The organism is Halomonas sp. PGE1, assembly GCF_013000985.1.
GTDB classification, from domain to species: domain Bacteria; phylum Pseudomonadota; class Gammaproteobacteria; order Pseudomonadales; family Halomonadaceae; genus Halomonas; species Halomonas alkalicola.
Map to the genome: position 1 here is coordinate 3,645,031 of NZ_CP053032.1, position 24,284 is coordinate 3,669,314.

Annotated in this window: 18 protein-coding genes; 6 read left to right on the forward strand and 12 right to left on the reverse strand. The window is 70.9% G+C overall.

What is annotated here, in order from left to right; genetic code table 11:
* Positions 1 to 197 precede the first annotated feature (197 nt).
* Together HIR79_RS17060 and xseA are read left to right on the forward strand one after the other, a co-directional pair.
* Entirely contained in the window at positions 198 to 755 is a 558-nt protein-coding gene (locus tag HIR79_RS17060; RefSeq protein WP_349304987.1) for a PRC-barrel domain-containing protein, read from the forward strand.
* Between the two features lie 145 nt (positions 756 to 900).
* Positions 901 to 2,250 carry an exodeoxyribonuclease VII large subunit gene (xseA, locus tag HIR79_RS17065; protein ID WP_169959265.1) on the forward strand — a complete coding sequence of 450 codons (1,350 nt, stop codon included), beginning with the start codon at positions 901 to 903 and terminating at the stop codon, positions 2,248 to 2,250.
* Positions 2,251 to 2,259: 9 nt separating this feature from the next.
* Here the strand turns inward: xseA and glrR are convergent, their stop codons facing one another.
* The 6 genes from glrR to HIR79_RS17095 all read right to left on the reverse strand — a co-directional run bounded on the left by glrR (position 2,260) and on the right by HIR79_RS17095 (position 10,176).
* Positions 2,260 to 3,636, reverse strand: a complete 1,377-nt coding sequence (gene glrR, locus HIR79_RS17070) for a two-component system response regulator GlrR (protein WP_110068979.1) — start codon at positions 3,634 to 3,636, stop codon at positions 2,260 to 2,262.
* A gap of 64 nt (positions 3,637 to 3,700) precedes the next feature.
* Positions 3,701 to 4,273 (reverse strand): hypothetical protein, encoded by a 573-nt coding sequence (locus HIR79_RS17075; RefSeq protein WP_169959266.1) that lies wholly within the window; start codon positions 4,271 to 4,273, stop codon positions 3,701 to 3,703.
* 5 nt (positions 4,274 to 4,278) lie between these two features.
* Positions 4,279 to 5,769 carry a sensor histidine kinase gene (locus HIR79_RS17080; protein WP_110068844.1) on the reverse strand — a complete coding sequence of 497 codons (1,491 nt, stop codon included), beginning with the start codon at positions 5,767 to 5,769 and terminating at the stop codon, positions 4,279 to 4,281.
* A gap of 916 nt (positions 5,770 to 6,685) precedes the next feature.
* Positions 6,686 to 8,011 (reverse strand): amino-acid N-acetyltransferase, encoded by a 1,326-nt coding sequence (gene argA, locus HIR79_RS17085; protein ID WP_169959267.1) that lies wholly within the window; start codon positions 8,009 to 8,011, stop codon positions 6,686 to 6,688.
* A 140-nt stretch (positions 8,012 to 8,151) separates the two neighbouring features.
* Positions 8,152 to 9,417, reverse strand: a complete 1,266-nt coding sequence (locus HIR79_RS17090; RefSeq protein ID WP_169959268.1) for an inorganic phosphate transporter — start codon at positions 9,415 to 9,417, stop codon at positions 8,152 to 8,154.
* A gap of 78 nt (positions 9,418 to 9,495) precedes the next feature.
* Positions 9,496 to 10,176 (reverse strand): TIGR00153 family protein, encoded by a 681-nt coding sequence (locus tag HIR79_RS17095; protein WP_110068847.1) that lies wholly within the window; start codon positions 10,174 to 10,176, stop codon positions 9,496 to 9,498.
* 103 nt (positions 10,177 to 10,279) lie between these two features.
* Here HIR79_RS17095 and HIR79_RS17100 point away from each other — a divergent pair, with 103 nt between their 5' ends.
* The gene (locus tag HIR79_RS17100) at positions 10,280 to 11,155 is read left to right on the forward strand and encodes a CYTH domain-containing protein (RefSeq protein WP_110068848.1); all 876 of its coding nucleotides are present in this window, start codon (positions 10,280 to 10,282) and stop codon (positions 11,153 to 11,155) included.
* 37 nt (positions 11,156 to 11,192) lie between these two features.
* On the forward strand, positions 11,193 to 12,122 hold the full coding sequence (locus HIR79_RS17105; protein WP_169959269.1) for an ion transporter: 930 nt from the start codon (positions 11,193 to 11,195) through the stop codon (positions 12,120 to 12,122).
* 14 nt (positions 12,123 to 12,136) lie between these two features.
* On the opposite strand, the gene HIR79_RS17110 is transcribed toward HIR79_RS17105, so the two are convergent.
* Together HIR79_RS17110 and HIR79_RS17115 are read right to left on the reverse strand one after the other, a co-directional pair.
* A complete protein-coding gene (locus HIR79_RS17110; protein WP_169959270.1) occupies positions 12,137 to 12,760 on the reverse strand; it encodes an L-threonylcarbamoyladenylate synthase in 624 nt (207 codons plus the stop codon).
* 42 nt (positions 12,761 to 12,802) lie between these two features.
* The gene (locus tag HIR79_RS17115; protein ID WP_169959271.1) at positions 12,803 to 13,705 is read right to left on the reverse strand and encodes a PHP domain-containing protein; all 903 of its coding nucleotides are present in this window, start codon (positions 13,703 to 13,705) and stop codon (positions 12,803 to 12,805) included.
* Positions 13,706 to 13,820: 115 nt separating this feature from the next.
* On the opposite strand from HIR79_RS17115, the gene HIR79_RS17120 reads away from it, so the two are divergent.
* Both HIR79_RS17120 and mnmC read left to right on the forward strand, forming a co-directional pair.
* A complete protein-coding gene (locus tag HIR79_RS17120) occupies positions 13,821 to 14,120 on the forward strand; it encodes a YciI family protein (protein ID WP_110068852.1) in 300 nt (99 codons plus the stop codon).
* A gap of 175 nt (positions 14,121 to 14,295) precedes the next feature.
* On the forward strand, positions 14,296 to 16,311 hold the full coding sequence (mnmC, locus tag HIR79_RS17125; RefSeq protein WP_169959272.1) for a bifunctional tRNA (5-methylaminomethyl-2-thiouridine)(34)-methyltransferase MnmC2/FAD-dependent 5-carboxymethylaminomethyl-2-thiouridine(34) oxidoreductase MnmC1: 2,016 nt from the start codon (positions 14,296 to 14,298) through the stop codon (positions 16,309 to 16,311).
* A gap of 35 nt (positions 16,312 to 16,346) precedes the next feature.
* On the opposite strand, the gene HIR79_RS17130 is transcribed toward mnmC, so the two are convergent.
* The 4 genes from HIR79_RS17130 to smc all read right to left on the reverse strand — a co-directional run bounded on the left by HIR79_RS17130 (position 16,347) and on the right by smc (position 24,282).
* The gene (locus tag HIR79_RS17130) at positions 16,347 to 16,616 is read right to left on the reverse strand and encodes a YheU family protein (protein WP_119021568.1); all 270 of its coding nucleotides are present in this window, start codon (positions 16,614 to 16,616) and stop codon (positions 16,347 to 16,349) included.
* A complete protein-coding gene (gene ligA, locus HIR79_RS17135; protein ID WP_110068855.1) occupies positions 16,613 to 18,688 on the reverse strand; it encodes an NAD-dependent DNA ligase LigA in 2,076 nt (691 codons plus the stop codon). The genes HIR79_RS17130 and ligA overlap by 4 nt, the downstream gene beginning before the upstream one ends.
* A 142-nt stretch (positions 18,689 to 18,830) precedes the next feature.
* On the reverse strand, positions 18,831 to 20,570 hold the full coding sequence (zipA, locus tag HIR79_RS17140; protein ID WP_169959273.1) for a cell division protein ZipA: 1,740 nt from the start codon (positions 20,568 to 20,570) through the stop codon (positions 18,831 to 18,833).
* A gap of 226 nt (positions 20,571 to 20,796) precedes the next feature.
* Positions 20,797 to 24,282 (reverse strand): chromosome segregation protein SMC, encoded by a 3,486-nt coding sequence (gene smc / locus HIR79_RS17145; RefSeq protein WP_169959274.1) that lies wholly within the window; start codon positions 24,280 to 24,282, stop codon positions 20,797 to 20,799.
* Positions 24,283 to 24,284 lie beyond the last annotated feature (2 nt).

The window sequence follows — 24,284 nt, forward strand, 5'->3', positions numbered from 1 at the left end:
AATCAACCATTATAACGCCCCGAGGCGGGCAACGTCACGGGGGGTGGGGCCCTGTCGAGAGGGCCACATAACATTAGAAAACCATTCATTACCCATGATTACGGTGGCTGTGCTAGGGTGAGAGTCAGCCCCTGCGGGGGCGTAACGCCATGAATCGGGAATCGATCAAAGGAAATGGCACGATCAAGGAGCGAACCATGAGCATGAAGAAGTCCACCCTGACCCTCGCCATCGCCGCCCTGGCCGTCGGCCTCACCCTGGGCGCCCAGGCCCAGCCGGCCTACGAGCCCCAGGGCCTCTACTCCGCCGAGGATATCCTCGACGCCGATGTCTACCTGACCAGCGCCCCCGATGAGCGCGTCGGCGAGGTCGAGGACATCCTCTTCGACGAGGCGATGCAGGTGACCGCCCTGGTAATCGAGAGCGGCAACGTGCTGGGCCTCGGCGGGCGCGACTTCATCGTCGAGTCGGGCCAGTTCACCCTGATCACCCATCACGATGACGACGGCGAGACCGAGCACCGCGTGATGCTCGAGGCCAGCGCCGAGGCGCTCGAGGGCTATCCGGTCTACAGCGACGACTGGTGGGACAGGGCCCGGGAGCGCTCCCGCGAGGCCTGGCTGCAGACCCAGGAGGGCGCCGAGAGCGCCTGGCAGACCACCCAGGAAGGCGCCGAGCGCGCCTGGGACACCACCCGCGAGAATGCTCAGCGGGCCTGGGAAGCCGCCCGTGATGCGGTGGGCGCCGATAACTGAGGCGCCCCCACCCCTCAACCCGCCGCGGCGCTCGCCGCCGCCAGGTTCGCCGCCGGGCCCCGTGCCCGGCGGCGCCGTCTCCGGGAGGGGCTCGCGCCACCGGCGGCGTGGTAGGCTGATGACGCCGCCCCCAGGAGCCCAGTCCATGTCCGCCACTCCCGACGCCCCCGATGCCCTCTCCGTCAGCGAGGTGAACCGCCGCGCCCGCCAGACCCTGGAGCGGGACCTCGGCGAGCTGTGGGTCGAGGGGGAGCTCTCCGGGGTGTCGCGGCCGAGCTCCGGCCACCTCTACTTCACCCTCAAGGACGACCAGGCCCAGCTGCGCTGCGCTCTGTTCCGTGCCCGCGCCCGCTTCGTGGCCGCGCCGATGCGCGACGGTGATCGCGTGCGGGTGCGCGGCCGGCTGTCGATCTTCGAGCCCCGCGGCGACTACCAACTGCTCGCCGAGGCCGTGCAGGCGGCCGGCGTGGGCGAACTGCTGGCCGCCTTCGAGGCGCTCAAGGCCAGGCTCGCCGCCGAGGGGGTGTTCGCCAACGCCCGACCGCTGCCCTGCCCGCCCCGCCACCTGCTGGTGCTCACCTCCCCCACCGGGGCGGCGATCCGCGACGTGCTGGCGGTGCTTGCGGCGCGCTGGCCGCTGGCCCAGATCACCCTGATTCCGGTACCGGTCCAGGGGCGCGAGGCGGCACCGGCGATGATCGCGGCGCTGGGGCTGCTCAATCGCCAGGCGGCGCTGGACCCGACCCGGGACGCGATCCTGATCACCCGCGGCGGCGGCAGCCTGGAGGACCTGTGGGCCTTCAACGACGAGCACCTGGCCCGGGCGATCTTCCACTCGCGACTGCCGGTGATGTCAGCGGTGGGCCACGAGGTGGATGTGACCCTGGCCGACTTCGCCGCCGATGCCCGGGCGCCGACTCCCTCCGCCGCCGCCGAGCAGCTGGTGCCGGACCAGCGCGAGCTGGCCCGCCAGCTGGACGCGCTGGCCATGCGCCTGGGCCGCGCCGCCGAGGGGCGCCTGGAGCGCGAGGGGCAGCGGCTCGACCACCTGCGCGCCCGTCTGCGCCACCCCGGCGAGGTGCTGACCGGCCGCCGCGAGGCCCTGACGCGGCTGCCGGGTCGGCTGGCCCGCGCTCTGGCCGGGTGCCTCGCGGCCGAGCGCCGTCACCAGCAGCAGCTGGCGGCCCGCCTGTCCGCCCACGCGCCGGCACGGCGCCTGACGGAGGCCAGCGAGCGCCTCTCGCGGGTCCAGGCGCGACTGCACGCCGCCATGCCCCGTCAGCTGGCGGGCCACCGCCAGCAGCTGGTGGCGGCGTCACGCGAGCTGCAGGCGGTGAGCCCCCTGGCCGTGCTGGGGCGCGGCTATGCGATTCTCGAGGATGAGCGGGGCCAGGTGGTGCGCCGCGCCGCCGATACCGCGCCGGGCCAGGCGCTCACCGCCCGACTGGGCGAGGGGCGCCTGGTGCTGGAGGTGAGGCGCCAGCTGCCGGAGTGATCGCCGGGCTCAGCGATCCGGCTTGAAGACCCCGGGCTCCAGCTCGTGGCGCCCCAGCAGCTTGTAGAAGTCGGTGCGGTTGCGTCCGGCGATGCGGGCCGCCTGGGTCACGTTGCCCTCGGTGATCTTGAGCACCTTGATCAGGTAGCTGCGCTCGAAGGCGGCCCGGGCGTCGTTGAAGGTGGGCAGGGCGCTGTCCTCGGCGATCAGCGCCTGGGAGACCAGGGCCTCCGGGATGATCGCAGTGCTGGTCAGCGCCACGCACTGCTCCACCACGTTGACCAGCTGACGCACGTTGCCCGGCCAGGCGCTGGCGGCCAGCAGGTTGAGCGCCTCCGGCGAGAAGCCCTTGACGAAGGGCTTGTGGCGCTCGGCCGCCTTGGCCACCAGGTGCTTGGCCAGCAGCGGCACGTCCTCCGCGCGCTCCTTGAGGGCCGGCAGGCGCAGGTTGACCACGTTGAGGCGGTAGTAGAGGTCCTCGCGGAACTCCCCCTCGCGCATGGCGCGGTCCAGGTCACGGTGGGTGGCCGAGATGATGCGCACATCGATGGGGATCGACTGGGTGGAGCCCAGCGGGCGGATCTGGCGCTCCTGGAGGGCGCGCAGCAGCTTCACCTGCAGCGGCAGCGGCATGTCGCCGATCTCGTCGAGGAACAGGGTGCCACCGTCGGCGGCCTGGAACAGACCGTTGTGCTCGCTGACCGCCCCGGTGAAGGCCCCCTTGGCATGGCCGAACAGCTCGCTCTCCAGCAGCTGCTCCGGCAGGGCCCCGCAGTTGATCGCCACGAAGGGCTTGTCGGCGCGGCGGCTCACCCGGTGGATGGCGTTGGCCAGCAGCTCCTTGCCCGAGCCGGAGGGGCCGGTGATCAGCACGCTGACGTCGGAGCCAGCCACCATCCGGGCCTGCTCGAGGATGCGCTCCATCACCGGGCTTCGGGTGATGATCTCGGCGCGCCAGGCGTCGTCCCCTTCGAGGGCGGGGCCGGGCGCCTGGGCCAAGGCCTGGTCGATGGCCGCGAACAGCTCGTCGCGGTCCACCGGCTTGGTGAGGAAGCTGAAGACGCCCTGGCGGGTGGCGCTGACCGCATCGGGAATCGAGCCGTGGGCGGTGAGCAGGATCACCGGCAGCCCCGGTGCCTGGCGCTGCACCTCCTGGAACAGCGCCAGGCCGTCCATCTCGTCCATGCGCAGGTCGGTGAGCACCAGTTCCGGGCGATCGAGCTCCAGCACCTTGAGCGCCTCGCGGCCGCTCTCGGCGGTGGTGACCCGGAAGCCGCGGCTCTCCAGGCGCATGCCCAGCAGCTTGAGCAGGCTCACATCGTCATCCACCAGCAGGATATGCGGGCCGGTGGAGCCGCGCGGGCCCGGCGCCACGCCGCCCGCCATCCGGACGCCCTGGGTGTGGGCCTGCAGGTGCAGGGAGGTCGCGTGTTTCACGGTCGTTCTCCTGTCATTCGGTCTGCTGTCGCAGGTTGATGCTCTGCTCGATGGCAGTGAGCGCCTCGAGCTTCTCGGCCAGGTCGGCGTTCTCCTCCTCCAGCGCCGCGCGGCGGTTCTCGGCAGCGGCCAGCTCGCCCCGCGTACGCTCCAGGCGGCCGACCATGGCGCGGCGCCCCTCCAGCTCGTTCAGCCAGTAGCGCAGCAGCGGCTGCAGCTCCACCGGTGCCGCGGCGAGGTCGGCCTTGAAGAGCTCGGAGGCCTGGTCCCACTCGCGCTCGTTGCCCCAGGCAAGCGCCACGGCGCGGGCCAGGCGACGCTCGTTGGCGCTCCCCTGGAGCCGGGTGAGCATGCCGTCGCGCCAGACACGGTCGCCACGCTGGGAAACGAGCCCGAAGGCCACCCAGTCATGCAGCAGGCACGCCTCGTCGTCGAAGCCGGGAACCTCGGCATGGCAGCCGCTGACCGCCGACGCCGCCGCACTGAGCGCGGGCCGGGACGGCTGGGCAAAGGGCGATTGCGGAAGCAGTTCGCAGCCGGCAAGCCAGAGCACACTCGCACAGGCCAGCAGGGGGCGTAGTCGCATGAGGGTCAGTTCCTTGCATGGTGGCCCGCCTCCAAGGCGGGCATCCGGGAATGGGGAAGCGCCTCGGTCGGCATCCCGAGCGGCAGGGTCAACCGGAAGCAGACCGCGAGGCGGTCATCCTCGACCAGCTCGAGCCGGCCATGTTGGAGCCGGGCGCAGTCGGCGGCCACCGAGAGGCCGATGCCGGACCCCTTGAGCGGCCCCTTGCGTCGGGCGCGGCCCTGGTAGAAGGCCTCGAACAGCCGGTGGCGGTCCTCCTCGGCGATGGGGTCGCCGCTGTTGGCCACATCCACCTCCAGCCGGTCGCGCAGGCGCTTGGCGCGAATCTCCAGCTCGCCGCCATCCGCCCCGTAGGCGATGGCGTTGGAGATCAGGTTGTCGAGGATGCGGGCGGTAATGGTGCGATCCAGCGACCACTCCAGGGGGGCGTCGAAGCAGGTCACCCGCATGCCCTTGCTGGACAGGGCCAGGCGATGCTTGGCCAGCACCTCCCGGATCACCACGGTGATGTCCAGTCGCTCCGGGGCAACCTGGCGGTTGTGCTGCAGCAGGTTGTAGTCGAGCAGCTGCTCGATCAGCCGCTGCAGCTCGGCACCGCTGGCGTCGATCAGCCCGAGCACCTCGAGCTGGCGCGGAGTCAGCTCGCCGGCCACGCCGTCGGCGAGCAGCGCCGTTCCCTCGCGCACGCTGGCCAGCGGCGTCTTGAGCTCGTGGGACATGTGGCGCAGGAACTGCTGCTTCTCGGCCTCGAGCTCATCCAGCCGCGAAGCGAGCCAGTCGAGGCGCTCGTCGAGCTGGACCAGCTCGGCCGGCCCCTGCACGGAGCGTGTCACCTCGCGCGGCGCCCCGCTGCCGATGCCCAGGATGCGCCGCTCGAGCTGGCGCACCGGGCGGATGATCAGCCAGGTGAAGAGCAGCATCAGCACCAGGCTGGCCGAGACCAGCGCCGCGGTCTGCAGCCACAGCCGGGTCTGCACCCCCTCGGCGCGCTCGCGGATGCTCTCGATGCGGATGTCGATATGGCGGTTGGTGGCGCGCCGAATCGCCTCGGTGCGTTCGGCGAAGGGGGGAAACAGCACCAGCTGCTCGCGAAACGCCTCCAGGGGCAGCTCAGGCAGGCGCTCCAGCACCTCCAGCTGGCGCTCCAGCACCGCCACATCGGGCTCCTCGCCGAGCAGCAGGCGCTGGTGCGCGAGAATCGCCCGATACTCCTCGAGGCGCTCGGCATAGATCTCGAGCAGGCTCTCCTGCTCGACCACGGCATACTGGCGGGCGCTGCGCTCCATTTCGAGCGCCAGGGCCCCCAGGGTGCGCGCACGGCGGGTCTCCTCCACCGCCTGGCGGGCACTGACATCGGCCAGGCGCGACAGCTCCGAGAGCGCCTGGCCGGCCTGGAACATCAGCACGCCAAGCGGCAGCATCACCACGAGAAAGGCGAGCAGCACGAGCTGAAACAGTGAACGGGGGCGCCAACGACGCGTTACACGAGTAGTCATGTCCAGCGTTCTTTGCAGGATGAATCGGGGCAGAAAAGCAGGAGATACCGCCATCTTCTTGACCTGTAGGATACCAGAGTTCTGCCAGCCGACGCGGCACCAAACTTCCTGCTCGCTTCCCGCCAGCTGCCGGTTCGGCGAGCACGAGGCGGGAAAAAAAAGGGCCGGCGGAGCCGGCCCAAGTACGCAGGGAACTGAAGGGTTTGGAAAGTGGGCCAAAGGACCGCCTGACCGGTACAGTCGACACGCTTTCCGTGGGCCCTGAGGCCCCGAAGCCATGTGGATCCCTTCGCCGCCAGGGGCTGGCTCCACATGCGGGTGGCGTACCATGGAATGGCCCACCGCCCTGCTTCGTTCCTGGCACCACCGCCTCGGCCGGACCGATGGCGATGCTGCGCGATTCGATCCCCCCGGAGGGGGAGAGGCATCCATGCCAGGGCATCCTTGCCCAAAGTGGTACACGTCCTTGACTGCGTCGGTACCCGTCTCATCGCAACCTTGAGTCACACATCGCTAGGAGCAGACGCTGATCGCCTTGGGGGGCCGGGCGCACAGGGCAGTGATTGCCCGAACTCCCTTGGCGATCGAAAGCGGTTCGAGCCGTAGTGAACCGCTTCCGTTGCTCACCTAGACTATTGCGATCCACGTGCCAGAAATGACAATACATATTAAAAATCAAATAGTTAAAAACGCTGCGACCGAGGGGAAACGCCCAGGAGAGGGAAACGGGGCCCTCAGGGGGCCCTGGAGGGCGTTATTCTGTTGCCAGTTGGCGACGGCTTTGTTCGCAAAGAAAAATATCCCTTTATAATCAAATGCTTTTGATGTCGCCCTCTGGCGACATCGAAACCCGAGGCGACGCAGAAATGCGACGCCCCGGCTTTCGGCCAGCGGTCTGGCAGGGGGAGATGGCGCCTCAGCCGCGCCCGGGGGCGAGCGGCTTGACCAGGATCTTGGACTTGCGCGCGTGGTTGTAGGTGTCGCGCTTGAGCGGCGGCAGCGCGTCGATATCGGCCAGGCGGAAGCCGTGCTCGAAGAACCAGTGGGTGGTGTGGGTGGTGAGCGCGAACAGCGCGGCCAGGCCGAGGCGCCGGGCACGCCGCTCGACCTCGGCGAGCAGCAGCTCGCCGCGGCTGCCGCCGCGATAGTCGCCATGCACCGCCACGCAGGCCAGCTCGCCCATGTCGGCGGCGTCGAAGGTGTGCAGGGCGGCACAGGCGATGATCATGCCGTCGCGCTCGATCACCAGGTAGTCGTCGATCTCGTGCTCGAGGCGCTCCCGGGAGCGCGGCACCAGCATGCCGCGGTGCTCGAGGGGCTCGAGCAGCTCGAGCAGGCCGCCGATATCGGCCAGCTCTGCCGGGCGCAGCTGCTCGTAGCGATGCTGGGTGATCATGGTGCCCACCCCGTCGCGGGTGAACAGCTCACCGAGCAGGGCGTCATGGTCGTGCCAGGAGAGCAGGTGGGTACGGGCCACCCCGTGGCGGGCGGCCTGGCAGGCCGCCTCCAGGTGGCGAGCCAGCTCGCTGCCGGCCAGCGCCTGACCGAGCAGCGGCTCGGCCTCGCCCGGGGTGAGCTGGCGCTGCATCTGGCCGCTCTGGTCGAACAGGCCGCTGGCCTCGCCGAGCAGGATCAGCTTGTCGGCGCCGAGCGCCATGGCGGCGTGCTGGGCCACGTCGGAGGCGTTCAGGTCGAACACCTCGCCGGTGCTGGAGAAGCCCAGCGGCGGCAGCACCACCAGCGAGCCCCGCTCCAGCAGCCCCTGAATGGCCGCGGCGCGCACCCGGCGCACCTCGCCGCTGCGGTCGAAGTCGATCCCCTCGCGCACCCCCAGCGGCTTGGCCATCACCAGGTTGCCGGAGACTGCGGTGAGCTCGACGCCGTGCATGGGAGTGTTGGGCAGCCCAAGCGACAGACGCGCCTCGAGCCACAGGCGCTGCTCGGCGGCGACCCGCTCGATGCAGGCCATCACCGCCTCGTCGGCGATCCAGCGCCCCTGATGCAGGCCGGGCGAGATGCCGGCCTCGTCCAGGGCCTGCTGCACCTGGGGGCGGATGCCGAACACCACCACCAGGCGCACGCCCAGCGTGTGCAGCAGCGCCAGGTCCTGGATCAGCTGCTCCCCTCGCCCGCGCGCCATGGCCTCGCCCTCGATCAGGATGACGAAGGTGCGCCCGCGGTGGGCGTTGATGTAGGGCGACGAGTTGCGGAACCAGTCGACGAAGGGGAAGCGTGTTTCCAAGAACCTCTCTCCAGGGGCGATGAATGCGGGGAAGCGAGAATCGAGAATAGCAGAGCCGCGAAAGCCGCGGCACCACCGCCACAAGGACAAGGCCCGCGCGGTTGCGCGGGCCTCGCCTCGGGGCACCTCGCCGGGGCGGCCTAGCCGAAGATCCCCTTGAAGGTGAAGAAGAAGAGGATCGACAGGCCGGCGCCGGCCGGCAGGGTGATCAGCCAGGACATCACGATGGTGCCGATCACGCTCAGATTGAGCGCCGCCATGCCGCGGGCCAGGCCCACTCCCAGCACCGCCCCCACCAGGGTATGGGTCGTGGAGATCGGCAGGCCGGTGCCAGAGGCCAGCACCACGGTGGTGGCGGCGGCCAGGGTGGCGGCGAAGCCGCGGCTGGGGGTCAGCTCGGTGATCCCCGTGCCCACGGTGGCGATCACCTTGTGGCCATAGGTGACCAGGCCGAAGACGATGCCGCCACCGCCCAGCACCAGCACCCACCAGGGCACCAGGGCCGCGCTGTCGATCACGCCGTCGCTGCGCACCACGCTGATCACCGCGGCCAGCGGGCCGACGGCGTTGGCCACGTCGTTGGAGCCGTGGGCGAAGGCCATGGCACAGGCGGTGAAGATCATCAGCACGCCGAACACCCGCTCCACGTTGCTGAAGCCGAAGTGGTCATCGGCGCGCCGCTCGTACTTGATCCGCCGTTGCAGGGAGATGCCGGTCCCCATGATGACGGCGCCGATCAGCAACGAGAAGAGGAAGCTCTGGCCGAAGCTGAGGTCGAGGCCGACATGGGTCAGGCCCTTGGTCAGGGTCACCATGGCGACGATGAAGCCGACCAGGAAGGTGTAGACCGGCACGTAGCGCTTGGCGGCGGCGAAGGGGTCGTGGGACTCGAAGATCAGGTGCTGTACCGACTTGAAGAGCACGAAGGCGATGGTGCCGGCCAGCAGCGGCGAGACCACCCAGCTGGAGGCGATGGTGCCGACCCGGTTCCAGGCGACCGCCTCCATGCCCAGCCCCACGGCGCCGAAGCCGACGATGGCGCCGACGATGGAGTGGGTGGTGGAGACCGGCCAGCCCTTGGCGGAGGCCACCAGCAGCCAGATGGCGGCGGCCAGCAGCGCGGAGAGCATGCCGTAGACCAGCAGCTCGGGGTTGGCCTCCAGCAGCGCCGGGTCGACGATGCCGCCGCGGATGGTGGCCGTCACCTCGCCGCCGGCCAGCCAGGCGCCGAGGAACTCGAAGATCACGGCGATGATGATCGCCTGCTTGATGGTGATGGCCTTCGAGCCCACCGAGGTGCCCATGGCGTTGGCGACGTCGTTGGCACCAACGCCCCAGGCCATGAAGAAGCCGAAGAGGCAGGCCAGGATGATGAAGATTTCGCCGTGCTGCGCGATGATCGACATAGGGAGTGGTTTCCTATGTGGCTTGTCGTGAGTGGCGTGTGGGTGGCAGGCCCTGGATCGGCGGGCCGGCAGGAGGGCTCAGCGAGCCGTCAGGATCTGCAGGCGGCTGCCTACGCGCTCGGCGCGGTCGGAGAGTTCGCCGACCCAGTCGATGATCTTGTAGAGGAAGATCACGTCCACCGGCGGCAGCTCGCTCTCCAGCTCGAAGAGCTGGCGGCGAATGGCCACCTGCTGGCCATCGGCCTGCTGCTCGAGCACGTGCAGCTGGCGGATCAGGCGCTGCATCACGTCGGAGACATTGCGACCGAAGCCGGACTCCAGCAGCGCCTCGAGCTCCTCCATGGCCTCCCGGGCCTGGGCCACGCAGGCCACCGCGGTGCGCATGTAGTCGCGCATGGCGCCGGCCAGGGGCTCGGGGATCTGCATGGTGCGGCCGAGCATGATGCCGGTGATGTCACGCACCTTGTTGGCCATCTTGTCCTGGACGCTGATCAGCTCCAGCAGGTCGGTGCGCGAGACCGGCAGAAAGAGGGTGTTGGGCAGGTTGAGGCGCAGCTCGGTCTTGAGCTCGTCGGCCTCGTGCTCCAGGCGCGTGATGGTCTCGCGGACCCTCGCGGCCTCTTCCCAGTCGCCGGCCAGGGTGGCCTCGAAGAAGGGCAGCAGCTGGTCGGCACACTCCTGCGCCTTGACGATATGCGCCAGCAGCGGCTGGAATGGCGAACGACCGAACATGGCCGAGAAGGGGTTGGGGGTAACCATAGGATTCTGTCGGCTTGGCAGATGGCGGCGACAGTATAGAGGGCACCCCTGCCAGCGTCATGGAAAAATCATCCAGAATTCATCGACACGAGGTGGCACCGCCATGAGTCATGAGATAGAGCTGAAGCTCGCCCTGGGCCAGGAGGGCCCCGCGGCGCTGCGCCGCCACCCCCTGCTGGCGGGCCTCGCCTGCGAGGTGCAGCACCTCGGCAACACCTACTTCGACACCCCCCAGGGCGACCTGGAGGCGGCCCGCATGGCGCTGCGCCTGCGGCGGCTGGACGGGCGGGTGCTGCAGACGGTGAAGACCCGCGGCGCGGGCGGCGGCGGGCTGTCGCGCCGCGGCGAGTGGGAGTGGGAGGTCCCCGGGCCGGGGCTCGACCTGGCGGGCCTGGCCGGGCTGCCGCCGGCCGCGCTGGGCGACGAGGTGCTCGCCCGGCTCGAGCCCCGCTTCACCACCGACTTCCGCCGCGAGACCCGCCTCATCGATCACGCAGGTGCCCGCATCGAGGTGGCCCTGGACGAAGGCGAGATCGCGGCCGCCGGCCGGCGGGTGGCCATCCGCGAACTGGAGCTCGAGCTCAAGGAGGGCGAACCCGAGGCCCTCTGGTCGCTGGCCGAGGCGCTGGCCAGCGCGGTGCCACTGCGCCCCGCGGACACCAGCAAGGCCGCCCGGGGTGGCGCCCTGCTGGCCGGGGCCTGGCGGCTGCCCGAGGGGGGCACGCCCAGTGCCTGGCTGCATCGCGCCGTGGTGGCCCTGGATGCCCTGGCCGACAGCGACGATGACACCTGGCGCCAGGCGGCCCGGGAGGCCCTCGCGCGGCTGGCCGAGGCGAGCAGCGACCGCGGAGGCGACCGCGGTGACGCGGCGCGAGGGCTGGCCGAGGCGCTTGGCGATCCGGCCTGGCTGACCCCGGCGTTCGGCCTGGCCATGGTGCGCCTGGCCCGGAGCCTGCCCGCCGACAACGCTCTCGCCTGACCCTGCCCCTTCGCGAACCGGCTCAAGGAAAAGCGCCATGAATCTCGAGTTCAAGCCCGGCGGGGAAGGCCTGCGCACCCGCGCCTTCCAGATCATCTTCGAGTCGGACACCCCGGCGGCCAAGGGCTTCGATATCTCCCTGATCGTGGTGATACTCGCCAGCGTGCTGGTGGTGATGCTCGACAGCGTCGAGGCCTATGCGGCGCGCTGGGGGGAGCTCTTCTTCTGGCTGGAGTGGGGCTTCACCCTCGCCTTCACCATCGAGCTGGCGGTGCGGCTCTACTGCCTGGATCGGCCGATGCAGTACCTGAGGAGCTTCTACGGGGTGGTCGACGTCATCGCCGTGCTGCCCACCTGGCTGGCGCTGATCATCCCGGGCGCCCAGGCCCTGCTGATCGTGAGGGTCCTGCGGGTGCTGCGCATCTTCCGCATCCTGCGGCTGATGCAGTTCGTCGGCGAGGGGCGGCTGCTGGTGGAGTCGCTGCGCCGCGCCCTGCACCCCATCTTCCTGTTCCTGATCACCGTGCTCTTCCTGGTGACCATCTTCGCCTCGCTGATCTACCTGATCGAGCCCGCCGAGGCCGGCTTCACCAGCATCCCCCAGGCCATCTACTGGTCGATCGTGACCCTTACCACCGTGGGCTACGGCGATATCGTGCCGGTCACCCCGCTGGGCCAGGGACTCTCGGTGATGGTCATGCTCACCGGCTACTCGATCATCGTGGTGCCCACCGGGGTCTTCTCGGCCCAGGTGATCCGCTCGATCCGCCAGGAGCGCTACTCCGACGAGGCGTGCCCCGGCTGCGGCCATGACCGGCACGAGCGCGGGGCAAGGTACTGCATGAAATGCGGCACCTGGCTCGACGAAAAGACGCCGGACCCGCACCTCTCCGAGGAGGAGCAGGCGGCCTGGTGGGAGGCTCGGGGAGGTGACGAGGAGGCGCAGGGCGAGACGCCGCCGGGCTGACCCGGCGGCGGCCATTACTCGCGGAAGGGGGCGACGTCGCCGCGCCCCTCGCGCAGGATCGTCGGCGGCAGGTCGCGCAGGTCCACCACGCTGGTGGGCTCCAGGTGGCAGGCGCCACCGTCGATGATCAGGTCGATCTGGGCGCCGAAGCGGTCGCGGATCTCCTCGGCATCGGTCATCGGCAGCTCATCGCCCGGCGGGATCAGCGTCACGCTCATCAGCGGCTCGCCCAGCGCCTCGAGCAGGGCATGGGTGATGGCGTGGTCCGGCACCCGCACCCCGATGGAGCGCCGCTTGGGGTGCAGCAGCAGTCGCGGCACCTCGGTGGTGGCATGCAGGATGAAGGTATAGGCCCCCGGCGTGTGGGCCTTGAGCAGCCGGAAGACGGCGTTGTCCACCTTGGCGTAGGTGCCGATCTCCGAGAGATCGGAGCAGACCAGGGTGAAGTTGTGCTTGTCATCCAGGGAGCGCAGCCGCTTGATCTTCTCGACGGCCTTCTTGTCGCCGAGGTGGCAGCCCAGGGCGTAGCCCGAGTCGGTGGGGTAGGCCACCACCCCGCCGGCGCGGATGATCTGGATGGCCTGGTCGATCAGGCGCTTCTGGGGGTTGTCGGGGTGAAGCTGGAAGAACTGGCTCATGGTGTCGCTCCCTGTGCAAAGGCCATGCGGATGATGGTGTGACTATAGCGCGCCGACGCAGGCGACGAGCCTGGGGTGGGTCCATACCGGCGGCGTGGCCGTGCGCGGCACCGGGCTCATGCTGCCCGGCGCCAGGTGGCCGCCGGGAAAGTGGAAGTCGCTGCCCAGCGAGGCGTAGAGCTCGCGCTCCTGGAGCTGGCGGGCCAGGTCGCGGGTGGCATCGGGGTTCTGGAAGCCGCTGACCAGCTCGGCGGCCTGCCCGCCCGCCTGGCGGAAGGCATCCAGCAACAGGCCGCGCTTGCGCCGAGTCAGGCCGTGGCGCAGCGGATGGGCCAGCACCGCTACGCCGCCCGCGGCGACGATCCAGGCCACCGCCTCGCTGAGCCCCGGCCAGTGAGACTTGACGTCCCCGGCCTTGCCATCGCCCAGGTGCTTCTTGAAGGCGGTGGCGACGTCGGGCACCAGGCCCGCCGCCACCAGCGCCCGGGCGAAGTCGGGCCTGCCCAGGGGGCGCTCGCTGCCGGCCTGCTCCCGGGCCCTGGCCAGGGCATTCTCGAGGCCTAGCTTCTCCAGACGCTCGGCGATCTTGAGCGCCCGCCGCTCGCGCGCCTCGGCCTGGGCCGCCAGCCCCTCGGCCAGGGGGCCGCGCACGCCCTGCGGCAGCAGCCCCACCACGTGGATATTGTGGCCGCGCCACTGGGTGGAGAGCTCGGTGCCGGGGATCAGGGTGAGCCCCTCCCGCGCCGCCGCCGCCGCGGCCTCTGGCACCCCGGCCAGGGTGTCGTGGTCGGTCAGCGCGACGTGGGTCAGCCCCCGCGCCTTGCACAGCGCCAGCAGCGCCTCGGGCGAGAGGGCGCCATCCGAGGCGGTGGAGTGCATGTGCAGGTCGATGGTGAGCGGTTCGGGGTCGCCCTCGAAACGGGCGGGAAGTGGGGACATTGGCATGACGCCGGCTGGGGACTTTGTCAGAATGGCTTTCCATGGTGCGCGCCAGGCCCTGCGCGGTCAATCGCAGGCGCATCCTGCAGCGCCAGCCGTCCAACCCGAGGAAACCACTGCCATGCTCTATGCCATCATCAGTGAAGACGTGAACAACAGCCTGGAACGGCGCCTGGCCGCCCGCCCGGATCACCTGGCGCGCCTCGAGCTCCTGCGTGACGAGGGCCGCCTGGTGCTGGTCGGCCCCCACCCGGCCATCGACAGCGAGGACCCGGGCGAGGCGGGCTTCACCGGCAGCCTGGTGGTCGCCGAGTTCGAGAGCCTCAAGGAGGCCCAGGCCTGGGCCGACGCCGACCCCTACATGATCGCCGGGGTCTACGCCAGGGTCACCGTGAAGCCGTTCAAGAAGGTGATGCCCTGACCCCCTGCCCTTCACGGCACCTTGTCCACAGCCGAGTTTTGCACAGAGGCTGTGGATAAGACTGTTGAAACGCCGCGGACGCTTTTCCCCAGCCGGCATGGGGCGCCGCCGCGGCGCCATTGATCAGATAGTGACCAGCCCTCTCGCCTGAGACCACCCCCGCCATGGAGCTCCCGTGACCGCCGCCCCCGATGGCCTGCCCCCGCTCGCCGCCCTGGAGACCGCTCGCCTCGACTGGCAGCGCGATGACACCGGCGAGGAGGCCCCCCGCTCCGCCGCCTTCGACGACGTCTACTTCTCGCGCCACGACGGCCGCGCCGAGACCGAGCATGTCTTCCTCGGCGGCAACCGGCTGCCGCAGCGCTTCGCCGACTGGCAGGCGCGCCGGCCCTTCGTGATCGGCGAGACCGGCTTCGGCACCGGGCTCAACATGCTGGTCGCCTGGGCCTGCTTCGACGCCCATGCCCCGGCGCAGGCGCGGCTGCACCTGGTCTCCACCGAGAAGTTTCCGCTCTCCCGCGAGGACCTGGCCCGGGCGCTGGCCAGCTGGCCCGACCTGGCCCACCGCGCCGAGGCGCTGCTGGCCCAGTGGCCCGAGCCGGTGGCGGGCGTCCACCGGCTGTGGCTCGACCCGCGGGTCACCCTGGACCTGCACTTCGGCGACGCCGCCGAGCGCCTCGCCCTGCTCGATGGCCGGGTCGACGCCTGGTTCCTGGACGGCTTCGCGCCCGCGAAGAACCCCCAGATGTGGCAGCCCGAGCTGTTCGCGGCCATGGCCGCCCGCTCGCGCCCCGGCACCACCTTCGCCACCTTCACCTGCGCCGGGGTGGTCAAGCGTGGCCTGGCGGCGGCGGGCTTCGCCTGGCGCAAGGTGCCGGGGTTCGGGCGCAAGCGCGAGATGCTGGCCGGCGATATCACAAGCCCCCCCGAGGATCCCCGCCGCACCCGCGCCTCCTGGTTCACGCCGCCTGCGGCTCGGCCGCCGCGTCATGTGGCGGTGATCGGCGCCGGCATCGCCGGCGCCAGCGTGGCCGCCGCCCTGTCGCGGCGCGGCATCGAGGTCACCCTCATCGACCGCTTCGACCGGGCGACCCTGGGCGAGACCCACCTGCAGGGGGCGCTCTACGTCAAGCTGGCCGTGGAGACCAACCTCCAGAGCCGGGTCTACCTGGCCGGGCTGCTCCACAGCCGGCGCTGGCTGGCGTGGCTCGACCCGGACCAGCGCCTGTGGCGCCCCACCGGCGTGCTGCAGCTGGCGCTGAGCGAGAAGGAGCAGGCACGCCAGGCGCGCTTCCTGGCGGGACACCCCCTGCCGGAGAGCGTGGTGCGCGGCCTCGACGCCGAGGCGGCCAGCGCCGTCGCCGGCGTCAGGGTCACCGCCCCCGCGCTCGACTACCCGAATGCCGCCTGGGTCCGCCCCCTGGAGCTCTGCGTTCGCCTCGCGGCAAGCCCGGGCGTGCGCTTCCGCCAGGGCGAGGTCAGGGCCCTGCAGGCGGAGGACGACGGCTGGGCGCTGACCCTGGCCGACGGCGAGCGCCTCGCGGCCGACCAGGTGGTGGTCGCCGGGGCCAGCGAGGCCGCCGCCTTCGCCCAGACCGCCGGCCTGCCGCTGCAGCCGGTACGCGGACAGGTCAGCCAGCTCGCCCTGCCCGAGGGCGCCCCCGCCCTGGAGCGGGTGGTGTGCGCCGGCGGCTATGTGCCGCCCGCGGCGGACGGGGTGCTCAATTTCGGCGCCACCTTCGGCCCCGGCGAGACCGACCCCACCGAACGCGAAGCCGACCACGCGGCCAACCTGGCCGAGCTCGCCCGCGGCCTGCCCGATTTCGTGGCGGGCCTGCGCGCCGCCGGCGCCGACCTCGCGCCCGAGCGCCTCACCGGCCGGGTGGGCGTGCGGGCGGCGAGCCCGGACAAGTCACCCTACGCCGGCCCGGTGCCCGACGCCGAGGCGTGGCGGGAGGCCTACGCCGTGCTGGCCAAGGACGCCACTCGCGTCCCCGATGTCCACGGGCGCCACCATGCCGGCCTGTGGATCAGCAGCGCCCACGGCTCCCGGGGGCTCGCCAGCGCCCCGCTCTGCTCGGAGCTCATCGCCTCGCGGCTCTGCGACGAGCCGCTGCCCCTGGAGCAGCCGCTCGCCGACCACCTGCACCCCGGCCGGCGGCTGATCCGCGACATCATCCAGGGGAAGTAAGCGAGAGGCGTCGGGAACGGCTCGTGGAGGGGGCTCTACCCCTCCTCCTCGTCATCGGCCAGGTCCCGCCCAAAGGCCCGCCACTGGGCCAGGGTCATCACCTCGGTGGTCTCGGTCTGCAGGTCGTGGGCGATGATCAGCTCGTCGCGCTCGAGCTGGCGCCGGAGCTCCCCCACCCAGCCGCGCATCCCCTCGCCGGTATCGCTGGTGTCATAGCCCTGGCGGGTGACGAAGACCTCCAGCAGCGCCTCCAGGGTCTCGGCGGGCAGCATGCGGTAAGGCACCTCGATAAAGCGTCCGCTCATGCTTCGCCCTCCTCGTCGCTACCCTGGTGGCTGTCGCGTTCGCCGGCCTCCCAGGCGGCCAGCCGCTCGAGGAAGGCCGCCTCGTCGAGCACCGGCACGCCGAGCTGCATCGCCTTCTCCAGCTTGCTGCCGGCGGCCTCCCCGGCCACCAGACCCGCGGTCTTCTTGGAGACGCTGCCGGCCACCTTGGCGCCCAGCGCCTGCAGCCGCGCCTTGCCCTCGTCGCGGGTCATGCTCGCCAGGGTGCCGGTCAGCACCCAGGTCTGGCCGGCCAGCGGCTGCGGCCGTTCGCCCACCGCCTCCTCCTCCCAGCGCAGGCCGCAGGCGATCAGGTCGTCGACGGTCTCGCGGTTGTGGGGCTGACGGAAGAAGGTATGCACGTGGGCGGCGACGATGGGGCCCACGTCCTCCACTGCCTCGAGATCGGCCTGCTCGGCGCTCATCAGCGCCTCCAGGGTGCCGAAGTGGCGCGCCAGGTTGGCCGCCGTCGCCTCGCCCACCTCGCGGATCCCCAGGGCATAGATGAAACGCGCCAGGGTAGTGGCCCGGGCCTTGGCCAGGGCCGCCACCAGGTTCTCCGAGGACTTCGTCCCCATGCGCGGCAGCTCCGCCAGGCGCTCGGCCTCCAGGCGGAAGAGATCCGCCGGGGTGGTGACCCAGTCGCGCTCGACCAGCGCCTCGATCAGCTTCTCGCCGAGCCCGTCGATATCCAGCGCCCGGCGCGAGGCGAAATGCTTGAGCGCCTCCTTGCGCTGGGCGGCGCAGTAGAGTCCGCCGGAGCAGCGTGCCACCACCTCGCCCTCGAGGCGCTCGATCTCGGCATCGCACACCGGGCAGCGCTCGGGAAAGACGATCTCCCGGGCATCGGAGGGCCGCAGCTCCTTCATTACCCGCACCACCTGGGGAATCACGTCGCCGGCGCGGCGAATGGCCACGGTGTCGCCGATCATGACGCCGAGCCGGGCGATCTCGTCGGCATTGTGCAGGGTGGCGTTGGAGACGGTGACCCCGGCCACCGACACCGGCTCGAGGCGGGCCACCGGGGTGATGGCGCCGGTGCGTCCCACCTGGAACTCCACGTCGTTGAGCCGGGTGGTCTGCTCCTGGGCGGGAAACTTGAAGGCGATGGCCCAGCGCGGCGCCCGGGCCACGAAGCCCAGTTCGCGCTGCAGGCGCAGGTCGTCGACCTTGATCACCACGCCGTCGATGTCGTAGCCCAGCCCGTCGCGCTTCTCGCCGAGGCGCCGACAGTAGTCGATGATCCCGCCCGCGCCCCTGACCACCTCAAGCTCCCGGCTGGTGCGAAAGCCGAAGTCGCCGAGGTGGGCCATCAGCGCGCTGTGGGTGGCATCCCCCTGGGGCGGTTCGATGCGTGCCACCTGGTAGGCGCTGAAGGTCAGCGGGCGGGTGGCGGTGACCCTGGGGTCGAGCTGGCGCAGGCTGCCGGCGGCGGCGTTGCGGGGGTTGGCGAAGACCTTGGCCTCCTCGGCCCGGGCCCGGGCATTCATCGCCTCGAAGCTGGCGTGATCGATGGTCACCTCGCCGCGCACCTCGAGCAGGGCCGGGGGAGCGTCGCCGCGCAGCCGCAGCGGGATGGAGCGCAGGGTGCGCAGGTTGGAGGTGATGCCCTCGCCGGTGCGGCCATCACCGCGGGTGGCCCCGGTGATCAGCACGCCCTCCTCGTAGACCAGGGAGACGGCGGCACCGTCGAGCTTCGGCTCGCAGCAGAAGGCGATCGCGTCGCCCTCCACCTCCAGCCGCTCCGCCACCCGGGCAACGAAGGCGGCCAGTTCCTCCTCGCTGAAGGCGTTGTCCAGCGACAGCATCGGCACCGCGTGCTCGATCTCGGGAAATCCCGCGTCCGGCGGCGCCCCGACCCGCTGGGTGGGCGAGTCCGGGGTCACCAGCGCCGGATGAGCCGCCTCGAGCTCCTGCAGGCGCCGCAGCCGGCGGTCATAGTCGGCGTCGGTGAGGCTCGGGTCATCGAGCACGTAGTAGCGATGGTTGGCGTCATCGAGTTCGGCGCGCAGGCGCGCCACCTCGTCGAGAAGCGACTGATCGGCGTTGGTCATGGAAAGCGGTGTCTCGATGGTTGGCAGGGCGTCGAGGCGGATGGCCCGCAGCGGGAAGCAATCAAGGCCTGCAAGCTTACCAAAGCAACACCCCCCGGTGGGATGCCGGGGGGTGTCGATGGGGCCTGGCCGATGCCGCTGGTCAGTTCACCTGATAGCGGTGCAGGCGATGGCGGCGCACGAACTCCTGCACGCGCTGACGGGCGAAGCCGACGGTCTGGGCGGTCATCACGCTGTGATTCTCGTCCTTCAGCTCGCCGCCCAGATGACGCACGATCACCATGGCGGTCTCCACCATGGCCTCGAAGGCGGCCGAGGGGTCGTCGGCACCGGGCAGCGGCATAAGCAGGGTGATGCCCGGGGTGCGGAACTCATCCATGGCCTTGATGGGGAAGCTGCCCGGCTTGACCACATTGACCATGGAGAACTGCAGGCGGCTCTCCGGGTCCTCGGTCTCGAAGCGGTGGAAGACTCCCATGTCGCGGTCATAGCGCAGGCCACAGGCCAGCATCAGATCCAGCAGGGCGGCGCCGGAGAAGCCTTCCTCATCACGCGACATCACGCTGATGACGATCAGCTCGCTGGCGGCGCTCAGGGTCTCCCTGGCATGCTCGGCGCTGACATCGTGGCGGAGCGCCTTCTCCAGCACCGGGTGCACGCGCACCTTGTCGCTATTGAGCGCAGGCGCCAGGTCGGGTTCGGGCTCACGGAAGTCATCCGCCTGGGCAGTGTCGTACTCGTACTCGACGTCGGCGGGCTCGGTGCGGCGGGCGCGGGGCGGGGCGAAGAGCGGGTCGTTGTCGTCGGCCTCGGCGATGGCCTGGGCCTCGAGGCGACGGCGCTCGGCCTCCCGTGCCGCCCGCTCCGCTTCGGCCTGCTCCCGAGCCAGGCGCTGACGCTCGGCGTCGAGGGCGGCCTTCTCGGCCTTCTCCTTCTCGCGACGCGCCTTCTCCAGGCGCTTCTGCTCCCGGCGCTCGGCCAGGGTCTTCTGCAGGGAGGCCCCGAAGCGCTGGACGGAGGCGCCCACGCGTCTGGAGCCGCTCTTCAGGGAGTCCCCCATGCCTTCCAGGTCCACCAGCCGGTAGCGTTCGTCATCCTGCGGATGGCCGTCATGATCGTCGGGATCGGCGGCCAGGGGCTCGTCGGTGTCGACCGCCAGGACGGCGTCATCGTCCAGGGCAGAGAGGCCCGGCTCGCGGCGCTCGGCCTGAACGGGCTCTGCTTCAACGGACTCGGCCTGAGCGGGCTCTGCCTTGACGGTCTCAGCCTGAGCGGGCTCGGCCTGAACGGATTCGGTCTTGGCGGGCTCGGGCTGAACGGCATCCGGCGGTGCGGATTCGGCCTGAACGGGTTCAACCGGTGCCGCCGCGGCTGGCTCGGCCGATGCGACCGAGGCCGCGGCCCCGGCAACCGGCTCGTCCTTCCTGGCCTTGGTGACCTTGACCTTGGCGGCCTTGGCATCGGCGGCCTTGGCATCGGCAGCCTTGGCATCGGCAGGCGTGTCGGCAACCCCTTCGCCGACGCCGAGCCCGGGCTCGCGCTTCGCGGCCGGCGCCTCGCCATCGCTACGGAAGGCCTCGGCCTTGCGGCGGAAACTGGCCAGCACGCGGGATGGGCCAGGATGTTCCTGGCGCTCCAGCTTGGGCTTGGGCTGCACCTGGCTGTAGTCCGCGGGCCTGACGACTCGCGCCCCTCCATTGGGCAATTCCCAGTTGATCTCGGCCTCGCGGGCCTGCTCGTCGGGGTCGGTGCCGCGAGTCTCTTCCGCTACCTCATCGAGGCGGGGAACTCGCCGCTGGCGCTGAAGGCGACGCACCCCATCCACCACGATGAGGGTCACCAGCGCCAACCCCAGGATGATCAGCCACTCTCTAAGTTCCATGGGTCGTCAGCCTTTCGCTTAGGCGCCATGCCTGATGGTTGTCCGTCCATAGCATAGCGCGATCGCCAAAAAAGGGGCCACTTTTTTTATTTGTCAACCCTCCGGGTTTTCCTGCCCTGAGTCGACGATGCCCCACGCAATCGCCCTTCGATGATCCCCTCGCATCCATGCAATGCAGCATTACCACTCTCCTTGTTACCCCTTTTATTACTCGGCATCAAGCCCGTCAGGCTTCGGCCAGGGCGGCGGCTTCCTCGACATCCACCGATACCAGCCGCGATACCCCCGGTTCCTGCATGGTGACACCCATCAGTCGATCGCCGGCTTCCATGGCGATCTTGTTGTGGGTGATATAGATGAACTGGACGCTCTCCGACATCTCCTTCACCAGCTTCGCATAGCGACCCACGTTGGCGTCATCCAGCGGCGCATCCACTTCGTCCAGCATGCAGAAGGGGGCCGGGTTGAGCTGGAAGATGGCGAAGACAAGCGACAGGGCGGTCAGCGCCTTTTCGCCACCGGAGAGCAGGTGAATGGTGCTGTTCTTCTTGCCAGGCGGGCGCGCCATGATGGCGACCCCGGTCTCCAGCAAATCCTCCCCGGTCAGGGTCAACCATGCGGTTCCGCCGCCGAAGACCCGGGGGAAAAGCGACTGCAGGCCGGCGTTGACCCGCTCGAAGGTGTCGCGGAAACGGGCCCGGGTTTCCTGGTCGATGCGCCGGATCGCCCGGTCGAGGGTCTCCAGCGCCTCGCTGAGCTCGGCATGCTGGGCCTCCAGGTAGTCGCGGCGTTCGGCCTGCTGGTCATACTCCTCGATGGCCGCGAGGTTGATGGCGCCGAGGCGGCGGATGCGCTCGCCGAGCTCCTCCAGGCGGGTCTGCCAGGCGGACTCGGTGGCGTTGGGGTCGAGCCCCTCGGCCAGCTCGCGCTCCTCGAGGCCCAGTTCGCGCAGCTGCTCGTCCTGGGTCTCGGCCTTGAGGTGCAGGGCCTGAACCTGCATGCGCGCCTCCTGGAGGCGTTCGCGAATGCCCTCCAGGCGGCGCTCATGGCCCTGGCGCGCCTGCTCGTCCTCGCGCAGGCGCTCCACCAGCTCGGCGGAGCGGGCACGCACCGCGTTGAGGGCGCGCTCCTCGCGCTCGCGGCGGTCGAGCAGCTCGTCGAGGCGTTCGCGGCGCTCCTCCTCCGGCTCGCGCAGCAGCTCGCGCTCCTCCTCGAGCTCCTCGCGGCGCCCCTGCAGGCGTTCACGGGCCTCGGCGGCGCGCCCCTGCTGTTCGGCGAGGCCGGTGCGCTCGGCGGCCAGGCGCTCCTGCTCAAGGGCCAGGCGCTGCAGCTGTTCGGCCAGGGGGCGCTGGCGGGCCCGCAGCGAGGCGAGCCGCTCTCGGGCGGCCTGCCGCTCGCGCTCGAGCCGCTCGCGGCGCTCGGCGCCCTCCTCGAGCCGCGTCATGGCCTGCTGCCAGCGGTCGCGCGCCTCCTCGATGTCGAGCCGCGCCTCCTCACGCGCCTCGGCGAGGCCAGCGAGCTCCTCGGCCAGTTCGGCGGCGCGGCCCTCCAGGTGCTCCAGGCGGCTGGCCAGCCCGCTCTGCTGCACCGCCAGCTGCTGGCGCTGCTGATCCAGGTCGCGCTCCTCGAGGCGGCACGCCTCCAGGTCCCGCTCGGCCTGCTCGGCGCGTTCCAGCTGCTCGGCCAGCCGCAGCTCCTGCGCCTCCAGGCGAGACTCGACGGCCGCGAAGGCGGCCTCGGCCTCGGCCTGGCGGCGACGGCTCACCAGCAGGGCATCGGGGCCATCGCCCAGCCCGCGATGGCGCATCCAGCCCGCGCCCAGCCAGAGGCCGTCGGGGGTGATCAGGCTCTCGCCGGGAGCGAGGGTCTCGCGCTCGGCCCAGGCGGCCTCGCGGCTCTCGACGCAGCGGATGGTCGCCAGCCAGCGGGCGGCGGCGCCCGCGCCCCGGACGCGGCTCGCCAGGGTGCCGGCGGGCGCCTCGCTCTCGCGCGCCTCGACCAGCCCCAGCTCCGCCGGAGGCGCCGTCAGGGCGGCGGGGTCCAGGGAGGCCAGTCGGGCCCGCAGCCAGGGCGCCAGCACCCAGGACACCGCGGCCTCCCAGCCGTCATCGACCGAGAGGCACTCGCCGAGGCGCGGAGCCTCGGCGAGGCCCAGCCCGGCCAGGTAGGCATCCAGCGCCTCGTCGTGATCGGCCAGCCCGGCCTGGATCAGCGCCTCCAGGGAGGCGAGCTCCCCCTGCAGTTCGCTGCGGCGCTGACGCTGCTCCTCGCGGGCGGCCTCGCTGTCGCGGGCGGCCTCCCGGGCCGCGTCGCGGACCTGCTGCAGGCTCTCGCGGCGCGCCTCCAGGGACTCGCGCCTGAGCTCCAGCTCGGCCAGCCGCTCGGCGAGCTCGGCCTGCTGCTCGGTCAGCGCCGCGATGTCGGGCAGCTCCGCCTGCTGCTGGCGGCGGCGCTGTTCATCGGCGCCGAGGCGCTCCAGGCGTGACTCCTGCTCGCGCAGGCGATCCTGGCCGCGTTCGGCCTCGCGACTCGCCTCGCGCCACTGCTCACTGAAGGCCTCCCAGGCGGCGTCGGCCTCCTCCGCCTCGGGCTCAGCCTCCTCGAGGGCCGCCTCCAGCTCCTCGAGCTGCTCGGCCAGGGCCTCGCGCTCCGGGGTGAGGGTCTCCAGGCGCTCCTCCAGGCGCGCCAGCCGCTCGCCGTCGTCCTCGCCCAGGCGCGCCAGCTCCCGGAGGTCGCGGTGGGCGGCCTCCAGGTCGCGGGCCAGCTGGGCATCGCGGGCGCGGGCATGCTCGAGATCCTGCTCCAGCCTGGCGATGGCGGTGGTGGTCTCGAAGAAGCGCGACTGCTCGGCGTCGAGCTCGGCGGCCAGGCGGTCGTGGTCGACCCGGGCCTCCTCGAGACGGGTCTCGCACTGGCGCAGCCCCAGCACCTCGCGCTCCACCGCGGTCTCGAGCTCGCCGACGCGGCTCTCCTCCTCGCCCTGGCGGGCGCGCAGGGCCCGGGCGCGCAGCAGTGCCAGCTCACCCTTGACCCGATGCTCCTCGTTCTTGAGCTGCTGGTAGCGGCGCGCGGCCTCGGCCTGGCGCCGGAGGCGCTCGAGCTGCTTGTCGAGCTCCTCGCGGATATCCTCCAGGCGATCCAGGTTCTCCTGGGTGCGGCGCATGCGGCTCTCGGTCTCGCGGCGGCGCTCCTTGTACTTGGAGATGCCGGCGGCCTCCTCCAGGGTGGCGCGCAGCTCCTCGGGGCGCGCCTCGATCAGGCGCGAGATCATGCCCTGGCCGATGATGGCGTAGGAGCGCGGGCCGAGGCCGGTACCGAGGAAGAGGTCGGCGATGTCGCGGCGGCGACACTTCTGGCCGTTGAAGAAGTAGGAGGACTGGGCGTCGCGGGTCACCACCCGCTTGACGGCGATCTCGGCGTACTGGGCGTAGATACCGCCCATGGCGCCGTCACGGTTGTCGAAGAGCAGCTCGATGGCGGCCTGCCCCACCGGCTTGCGGCCGGTGGAGCCGTTGAAGATGACGTCGGTCATCGACTCGCCGCGCAGGGTCTTGGCGGAGGACTCCCCCATGACCCAGCGCACCGCGTCGATGATGTTGGACTTGCCACAGCCGTTGGGCCCGACGATGGCGGTCATGTTGCCATCGAAGGGCACCGTGACCGGGTCGACGAAGGACTTGAAGCCAACCAGGCGGATCGACTTGAGGCGCATCG

Coding starts and splice junctions, on each gene's coding strand:
- HIR79_RS17090 (WP_169959268.1), bottom strand. CDS start 9,417: ATGTCGATCATCGCGCAGCACGGCGAAATCTTCATCATCCTGGCCTGC.
- HIR79_RS17120 (WP_110068852.1), top strand. CDS start 13,821: ATGCTCTATGCCATCATCAGTGAAGACGTGAACAACAGCCTGGAACGG.
- HIR79_RS17115 (WP_169959271.1), bottom strand. CDS start 13,705: ATGCCAATGTCCCCACTTCCCGCCCGTTTCGAGGGCGACCCCGAACCG.
- HIR79_RS17130 (WP_119021568.1), bottom strand. CDS start 16,616: ATGAGCGGACGCTTTATCGAGGTGCCTTACCGCATGCTGCCCGCCGAG.
- zipA (WP_169959273.1), bottom strand. CDS start 20,570: ATGGAACTTAGAGAGTGGCTGATCATCCTGGGGTTGGCGCTGGTGACC.
- HIR79_RS17110 (WP_169959270.1), bottom strand. CDS start 12,760: ATGAGCCAGTTCTTCCAGCTTCACCCCGACAACCCCCAGAAGCGCCTG.
- smc (WP_169959274.1), bottom strand. CDS start 24,282: ATGCGCCTCAAGTCGATCCGCCTGGTTGGCTTCAAGTCCTTCGTCGAC.
- HIR79_RS17060 (WP_349304987.1), top strand. CDS start 198: ATGAGCATGAAGAAGTCCACCCTGACCCTCGCCATCGCCGCCCTGGCC.
- HIR79_RS17075 (WP_169959266.1), bottom strand. CDS start 4,273: ATGCGACTACGCCCCCTGCTGGCCTGTGCGAGTGTGCTCTGGCTTGCC.
- ligA (WP_110068855.1), bottom strand. CDS start 18,688: ATGACCAACGCCGATCAGTCGCTTCTCGACGAGGTGGCGCGCCTGCGC.
- HIR79_RS17095 (WP_110068847.1), bottom strand. CDS start 10,176: ATGGTTACCCCCAACCCCTTCTCGGCCATGTTCGGTCGTTCGCCATTC.
- HIR79_RS17105 (WP_169959269.1), top strand. CDS start 11,193: ATGAATCTCGAGTTCAAGCCCGGCGGGGAAGGCCTGCGCACCCGCGCC.
- glrR (WP_110068979.1), bottom strand. CDS start 3,636: ATGGCGGGCGGCGTGGCGCCGGGCCCGCGCGGCTCCACCGGCCCGCAT.
- xseA (WP_169959265.1), top strand. CDS start 901: ATGTCCGCCACTCCCGACGCCCCCGATGCCCTCTCCGTCAGCGAGGTG.
- HIR79_RS17080 (WP_110068844.1), bottom strand. CDS start 5,769: ATGACTACTCGTGTAACGCGTCGTTGGCGCCCCCGTTCACTGTTTCAG.
- HIR79_RS17100 (WP_110068848.1), top strand. CDS start 10,280: ATGAGTCATGAGATAGAGCTGAAGCTCGCCCTGGGCCAGGAGGGCCCC.